The organism is Pseudomonas sp. 05N434, assembly GCF_056396965.1.
In genome coordinates, this window is the sequence record NZ_JBFTMK010000237.1 from 1 (window position 1) to 7,275 (window position 7,275).

Here is a 7,275-nt window from a genome sequence, read left to right on the forward strand (position 1 = left end):
CCATGGTGCCTAGCACCAGACCGGTGATCACGGTCAGTGCATTCAACCGGGAACCGCTGGGGTTGTAGTGACCGCCCGCCCGTTTGTGAGCGAAATCGAGCAAGCGTTTCTTGAAGAAAATCGCCAGCGCCGTGGCGAACAATACGAAGCCCAGCGCCTGTTTGATGACGGCGTTCATCGCCTCGGGCGAGGTCTGCAAAGTGCTCAGGAACCACAGCGTCAGGGCTACCGCCGGCACGCTGCCGAGGGTCAACCAACCGGTGATCGCCCAGTCGATGTTCTTGTTCTTGCGATGAACCAGCACACCACTGGATTTGGTAATGGCCGCGTACAGCAAATCCGTGCCCACCGCCGTGGCCGGGTTAACGCCGAACCACAGCAGGATTGGCGTCATCAACGAACCGCCCCCAACACCGGTCATGCCGACAATAAAGCCGACCACCAGACCCGCTACGACCAACCCGAAATTACCGAAATCCATTAATACGCCCAGAAATTCGCAGGAAACAAACCGGTCAGCAGCATAGCGATTTTTCTTATAACCACATATATCGATGCGGTCTATCGTTATGCCAATTCACCGATTTGAAACAGCGACTCCCCACTCAATACCAACCCCACAAGAATTGCGCTTTATCCGACATCTCACTGCACCGGCAAAAAATTCAGGAACAGCAGACTCTGGGCGTAGTTCAGGCCGATCCGCCGGTACCGCTCATCGAGCATCTGGGTCAGCAGGTCCAGTCGCGCGACGATTTTGCCGAACTCCACGGCAAAACTCAGGTTGCTGCCCTCCTCCGAAATTTCGTTGGAGAACAGCAAAGGCTCGCCTTGCCTGTTTTGCCGTTGGCTCAAGATCCAGGTGGCTTTTTCGATGTTGCGCGCGGCATTGCTGACGAAGGTCGGGTTGAGCGCATCCGTCATGTAGAACTCCAGCCGATTGCCATGGGCCGTCACCAGCATGCTGCCAATCGCATAGATGAATGCGCCGACCCGGTCACCGAGGAATTCCGGGCTCATGGCGAAGCTCAGCGCAGCGAGGTCTTTTTTGCCGCCGAGGGTGGGCAGCGGCTCTTGCTGTTCGATGGCCATGCGCACCTGTTTTTCTGCGGTGCCGACATCGAGGAAGCCAGATTTTTTCAGCTCCTGCGGGTTGCGCAGGTAGAGCTTGTTCATCAGCAGGTAGAGGCTTTCGAGGTTGTCGCGCATCGTCAGGGTCGCCATGCGGTCGACGCTGGTCTGGAGGAGTTCCTGGGGTTTGCCATCGCGAAACTGGCTGATGACATCGTTGCCCGGCTGATGGCTGCAACCACTGGCGAGGAGCATCGACAGGCTAATCAGCAGCAAGCAATGACGGCGAATGTGCAGGGTAAAACGGGGTAAAACTTGAGCCATGGGTTCTTGAACTTGGGCATGGGCCGGCAGTGGGGATCGCCGCGGGCTGGCCAAGGATAGAACCGTGAAAGCTGAAAAAGTGCAGTGCCGGCGGTCCGTAAGCTCTGGTCACCATGAAAGCGATCTCTTATTAGTCATACTTTTAATTGCAATGCTCGAGACATAAGCTATAAATCCTTCCTTGATCGCACTTAAACACGATCATTAGTATGACTACTTATTAAAAACAACAAAAAGGAAGGTCAACCATGCTTCAATCCCGACACCTGCTCTCCGGCCTCGGACTGTCCCTGATGATCGCCACCCTCTCCGCTCACGCCACTGGTTTGTCCAGCGAACAAAAAGCCTTCGGCAAAACCAATGACGGCACGCCCGTCGAGCAATACATTTTGCGCAACAGCCACGGCCTGCAGGCCACGGTCATTACTTACGGCGGGATTCTCCAGTCGCTGAAAGTGCCGGATAAAAACGGCAAGCTCGACGATGTGGTGCTCGGTTTCGACGACGTGCAGGGTTATCAAAGTGGCACGGCGTTTTTCGGCGCGACCATCGGCCGCTTCGGCAATCGCCTAGCCAACGGCGCCTTCGAGCTGGATGGCAAGCGCTTTCAAGTGCCGCTCAACGACGGCAGCAATTCGCTGCACGGCGGGGCTCAAGGTTTCGACAAGCGGGTGTGGAAAGCCGAACCGAGCAAGGGCAAGGATTCGGTGGGCGTGACGCTGACGTACCTGTCGTCGGATGGCGAAATGGGTTTCCCCGGCAACCTGAAAACCGAGGTCACCTACAGCCTCACCGAGAACAATGAGCTGCGCATCGACTACAAGGCCAGCACCGATAAGCCCACGGTGCTGAACCTGACCAACCACAGCTATTTCAACCTGGCCGGCGCGGGTAACGGCGATGTGCTGAAGCAGCTGGCGACCTTGCACGCCGCCCATTACACGCCAGTCACCGGCAAACTGATCCCCACCGGTGAACTGGCCCCGGTCGCCGGCACGCCCATGGACTTCACTCAACCGACCGCCATCGGTCAACACATCAAGGCCGATCACCCACAGTTGAAATTCGCCGAACCGAAACAAGGCGGTTTTGACTTCAACTGGGTGCTGGACGCCAAGGGTGACCTGGGCAAACTCGCCGCCGATGTCAGCGATCCGCAATCCGGCCGTCGCTTGCAGCTCTACACCACCGAACCTGGCGTACAGTTCTACACCAGCAACTTCCTCGACGGCTCGGTCAAGGGCAAGGCCGGCAAGATTTACCCGCATTGGGGTGCCTTTACTCTGGAAACCCAGCATTATCCGGACTCGCCGAACCAGCCGAGCTTCCCGTCCACGCGGCTGGATCCGGGCAAGACCTATGCCCAGACCACCGTGTTCAGGTTCTCCGCCCGGTAGATCAAAAGATCGCAGCTTTCGGCAGCTCCAGGGGGCTGGATACACCCGTGATATCGCGGGTGTGCCCCGCCCTCGCAGGAGCTGCCGCAGGCTGCGATCTTTCATGATGACGACGGAACCACCCTGCTATTTTGCTGCCAACTGTAGTATCGATCGGACTTCGACAAGGAGGATTCATGCGGACTCTTGAGCTGGCCGGCCGCCCTGTGCCGGTCATCGGCCAAGGCACCTGGCACATGGGAGAGGAACGCTCCCGACACACCAGGGAAGTTGCAGCGCTGCGCCTGGGTATCGAGTTGGGCATGACCCTGATCGACACCGCTGAGATGTACGCTGAAGGGGGCGCCGAAGAGGTGGTGGGTGAAGCCATCACAGGCCTGCGCGACCAGGTTTTCCTGGTGAGTAAGGTCTACCCTCACAACGCCAGCCGCAGAGGCATCCCCCAGGCTTGTGAACGCAGCCTGCGTCGGCTGAATACCGATTACATCGATCTCTACCTGTTGCACTGGCGCGGCGAGTATCCCCTTGAGGAAACCGTCGAGGCCTTCGAACGCCTGCGCGAAGACGGCAAGATTGGCCGTTGGGGCGTGTCCAATTTCGACCTGGATGATCTGGAAGAGCTGGCCTCACCGGCCTGCGCCACCAATCAGGTGCTGTATAACCTGGAAGAGCGCGGCATCGAATTCGATCTGCTGCCCTGGAGCCAACGGCAAAAGATGCCGGTGATGGCCTACTGTCCGATCGGCCAGGGCGGACACATGCTGGCCAATCCAATACTCAAACAAGTTGCCGCCCGTCACGAGGCGACACCTGCGCAGGTAGCGCTGGCATGGATTCTGCGTCAGAACGGAGTGATCGCCATCCCCAAAGCGGTCCACCCCGAGCATGTGCGGCTCAACGCACAAGCGGCGCAATTGCGTCTGGAGGCTGGGGATCTGGAGGCGCTGGACCAAGCGTTTCGCGCGCCACAACGCAAGCAGCGGTTGGCCATGGTCTGAGCCATCGCGGATCTATCAGAGGGCATCGGCATGAGAAGTACCGATCAGCTCGACTCTTTCAATTTGCCACGCTTCGTCCAGGCGCAGGATCCTGTGTTCGAGTGGGTTCAGGATGAACTGCGCGCCGGCCAAAAGCGCCGACACTGGATGTGGTTCATCTTTCCGCAGTTTGCCGGATTGGGTGACAGCGAAATGTCCCGCTACTTTGCCATTCGCTCCAGTGAAGAGGCCGCGGCGTACCTCGAGCATCCGTTGCTGGGGCCGCGCTTGCGCACCTGCACGCAATTGGTGCTGGATGCTCCTCAACGTTCGATCACCAAGATTTTCGGGCACCCCGACAACCTCAAGTTTCATTCATCGATGACGCTGTTCGCCCAGGTTTCGCCAAAAGGCAGCCTGTTCCATCAGGCGCTGGATCAGTACTTTCACGGCATACCGGATGACTGGACGCTGTCGCTGCTGGACTCAAAACAGGCCCAGCTGCCCCCCAATCAGCGTTGAGAAATCGTCATCCACGAACGGCAGGATAGCGTCCGCCACCGGTTGCAGCTGCCGGGTGATGTAATGGTCGTAGTCGATGGGCGTGCTGCGCACTTCCAGCGGCTCGGGGCCAGCAACCGTGATCACGTAACGGATCCAGCCGCCGTTGTGATACTGCCGCGGCCGCCCCTGTTGGTCGTTGTAGTCATCGGCGATCCGCGCGGCCCGCACATGGGGCGGCACATTGCGCTGATAGTCATCGAGGGGCCGACGCAGGCGTTTGCGGTAGATCAGGCGCTCATCGAACTCACCGGCCAACGTCTTGCGCACATAGTCACGCACGTAATCCTGATAGGGCTTGCGGTTGAAGATGCGCAGGTACAACTCCTGTTGGAATTGCCGGGCCAGCGGCGACCAGTCGGTGCGCACGGTTTCCAGGCCTTTGTAGACCATCTCGTCGGAGCCATCGGCACGGGTAACCAATCCGGCATAGCGCTTCTTGCTGCCCTCCTCGGCACCGCGAATGGTCGGCATCAGAAAGCGTTTGTAGTGGGTTTCGAACTGCAACTCCAGGGCACTTTCCAACCCGTACTCCTGCTTCACATGCTCGCGCCACCATTGGTTGACGTGGTCCACCAGCGCGTGACCGATCTGCGCGGCTTCGGCCTGACCATGGGGGCGACGCAGCCAGACGAAAGTCGAGTCGGTATCGCCGTAGATCACCGCGTGGCCCTGAGCTTCGATGAGTTGGCGGGTACGCAGCATGATCTCGTGCCCGCGCAAGGTGATGGACGAAGCCAACCGGGTATCGAAGAAGCGACAACCGCTGGAACCCAGTACACCGTAAAACGCATTCATGATGATTTTCAGCGCCTGGGACAGCGGCGCGTTGTGTTCGCGCTTGGCGGTTTCGCGGCCTTCGGCGACTCGGGCGACAATGGCCGGCAGGCAATGCCGGGTCCGTGAGAAACGTGCGCCGCGAAAGCCTGGCACCGACTCGCTGTCGTCAGGATGCTTGAGCCCCTCGATCAAGCCCACCGGGTCGATCAGGAAGGTGCGGATGATCGACGGATAGAGGCTTTTGTAGTCGAGCACCAGCACCGACTCGTATAACCCCGGCTGCGAATCCATGACAAAACCGCCGGGGCTGGCCTGCGGTGGTTTATTGCCAAGGTTCGGTGCGAYGAAACCCTGGCGGTGCATCAACGGCATGTACAAATGGGTGAACGCCGCTACCGAGCCGCCGCTGCGGTCCGCCGGCAATCCGGTGACGCTGGCGCGCTCCAGCAGGAAAGTCAGCAACTCGGTCTTGGCGAAGATTCGCGTCACCAGTTCGCAGTCCTTGAGGTTGTACTTGGCCAGGGCCGGTTTGTCCTCGGTGAACATGCGATTGATTTCATCCATGCGCTGGTACGGGTTGTCGATCGACTTGCCCTCGCCCAACAGGGTTTGCGCGACGTTTTCAAGGCTGAACGAGGGGAAGCTCCAGGTGGCCGAGCGCAACGACTCGATGCCGTCGATGATCAACCGGCCGGCAGCCGAGGCGAAAAAATGATTGCCGCTGCCGTGCTCGCGCCACTGCATTTCTTCGCCGCCACGCCCCAGCTTCAGCGGCACCGCCAGGCGGCGGGCATGTTCGTGCAGGACGCGCAGGTCGAACTGCACGACGTTCCAGCCGATGATGGCGTCGGGGTCATGCCGGGCGAACCACTCATTGAGTTTTTTCAGCAGCAGGGTTCGCGAATCGCAGTATTCGAGCTGGAAATCCACCCCACTGTCATCACCATTGGGCGACCCGAGCATGTACACCTGACGCTCGCCGCAGCCTTCCAGGGCGATGGAGTACAACTCGCCCTGGGCGGTGGTTTCGATGTCCAGCGAGACCAGCCGCAGGTTCGGCCGATAGCCGGGGGCGGGTTTCATTTGCGCGTCGAGCAGCAGGCCGTCGGCGCCAGCCGTGCCACCGAACAAAACCGGCGCGGTGATGAACCGCTCCATCATGTAGCGTTCCGGCGGGCGGATGTCGGCTTCAAACACCTCGACGCCTGATTTGCGCAGTGCGGTTTCCAGGCGCATCAGCTGGCCGTGCTGCTGGCAATACAGGCCCAGCACCGGGCGGTGCTCGAAGTCCAGCAGCGCCAACGGCCGCAGTTCAACGTTCTTTTCGCCGCGCAACACTGCTTCGGCTTGCTCGCGCATGGCCTGTGGAATGAACGCGACCGACGGTTGATGCGGCAGGCGGATGCGCCGGGGACCGGCATCGGTCGCCAGCCAGAACTCGACTTCGGTGCCGGCCGGGGTATCGCGCCAATGCCGGGTCAGGACGAAGCCCTGCTGTAAATCCACCACTGCGACCTCAACGATTTGATTCAAGGGGTGATTCTACGCGTCATTGGGCAACCGTGTGGATGCGTTGGGATAGGTGCGTCCCTTGTAACCTGTCATATCTGACAGGTTACACACCCCTCGTACGTTGATAGCATCGAGCCTTGGAGAAAACCCTTGCCGTGACCGATGCTACGCATTGAAGGAGATAGAGAGATGGATCTCACCGTGCATCGGAACACCTCTTCGATTACTGCCAATGATGGCCGCGGCCTGGCGGTTCGCCATGTGGCCTACCTGCGCAATAGCGCTCGCGAGCCTCTGGAAGCGCTCATCACCCGACAGCGTCATGACGTCACCGGCAGACCGGTGGAACACTGGGATCCGCGTCTGTATGGCTCCAGGCCCAACCTGACGACGGTCCATGGGCTGACCGGCCAACCGCTGAAGGTCGACAGCGTCGATTCCGGCTGGCGTCTGAGCTTGCTCGGTGTGGCCGGTGAAGTCCTCTGCCGCTGGGATGAGCGCGGCAATCAATGGCGAAATACCTACGATGATCAACTGCGCATGTTGGCGGTTGACGCCAATGCGCAACCGAACGTCGAAGTCTTGACCTATGGGCAGGGCGATGCGGATCCTGGGAAAAACTTGCGGGGTCAGCTGATCAAGAAAGTCGATCC

Annotated in this window: 6 protein-coding genes and 1 pseudogene; 4 read left to right on the forward strand and 3 right to left on the reverse strand. The window is 59.6% G+C overall.

Going from position 1 to position 7,275, the window contains the following annotated elements; translation table 11 throughout:
* Together AC1DLB_RS16220 and AC1DLB_RS16225 are read right to left on the reverse strand one after the other, a co-directional pair.
* Nucleotides 1-481: sulfite exporter TauE/SafE family protein (locus tag AC1DLB_RS16220; RefSeq protein WP_477785275.1), on the reverse strand; the 481-nt coding region annotated here is incomplete at its 3' end.
* 164 nt (nt 482-645) lie between these two features.
* A complete protein-coding gene (locus AC1DLB_RS16225) occupies nt 646-1,395 on the reverse strand; it encodes a hypothetical protein (RefSeq protein WP_477743737.1) in 750 nt (249 codons plus the stop codon).
* Nucleotides 1,396-1,643: 248 nt separating this feature from the next.
* Here AC1DLB_RS16225 and AC1DLB_RS16230 point away from each other — a divergent pair, with 248 nt between their 5' ends.
* The 3 genes from AC1DLB_RS16230 to AC1DLB_RS16240 all read left to right on the forward strand — a co-directional run bounded on the left by AC1DLB_RS16230 (nt 1,644) and on the right by AC1DLB_RS16240 (nt 4,291).
* Nucleotides 1,644-2,792: an aldose epimerase family protein gene (locus tag AC1DLB_RS16230; protein WP_064618933.1), complete on the forward strand. Its 1,149-nt coding sequence runs from the start codon at nt 1,644-1,646 to the stop codon at nt 2,790-2,792.
* A 176-nt stretch (nt 2,793-2,968) separates the two neighbouring features.
* A complete protein-coding gene (locus tag AC1DLB_RS16235) occupies nt 2,969-3,790 on the forward strand; it encodes an aldo/keto reductase (protein WP_064618935.1) in 822 nt (273 codons plus the stop codon).
* Nucleotides 3,791-3,820: 30 nt separating this feature from the next.
* The gene (locus AC1DLB_RS16240; RefSeq protein ID WP_018925394.1) at nt 3,821-4,291 is read left to right on the forward strand and encodes a DUF1810 domain-containing protein; all 471 of its coding nucleotides are present in this window, start codon (nt 3,821-3,823) and stop codon (nt 4,289-4,291) included.
* Here the strand turns inward: AC1DLB_RS16240 and AC1DLB_RS16245 are convergent.
* Entirely contained in the window at nt 4,256-6,616 is a 2,361-nt protein-coding gene (locus AC1DLB_RS16245) for a DNA polymerase II (protein WP_477785276.1), read from the reverse strand. The two genes, AC1DLB_RS16240 and AC1DLB_RS16245, sit on opposite strands and share 36 nt — an antisense overlap.
* 195 nt (nt 6,617-6,811) lie before the next feature.
* On the opposite strand from AC1DLB_RS16245, the pseudogene AC1DLB_RS16250 reads away from it, so the two are divergent.
* Nucleotides 6,812-7,275 (forward strand): annotated as a pseudogene (locus AC1DLB_RS16250) (toxin); the annotation flags it as partial.

Coding starts and splice junctions, on each gene's coding strand:
- AC1DLB_RS16230 (WP_064618933.1), top strand. CDS start 1,644: ATGCTTCAATCCCGACACCTGCTCTCCGGCCTCGGACTGTCCCTGATG.
- AC1DLB_RS16225 (WP_477743737.1), bottom strand. CDS start 1,395: ATGGCTCAAGTTTTACCCCGTTTTACCCTGCACATTCGCCGTCATTGC.
- AC1DLB_RS16235 (WP_064618935.1), top strand. CDS start 2,969: ATGCGGACTCTTGAGCTGGCCGGCCGCCCTGTGCCGGTCATCGGCCAA.
- AC1DLB_RS16240 (WP_018925394.1), top strand. CDS start 3,821: ATGAGAAGTACCGATCAGCTCGACTCTTTCAATTTGCCACGCTTCGTC.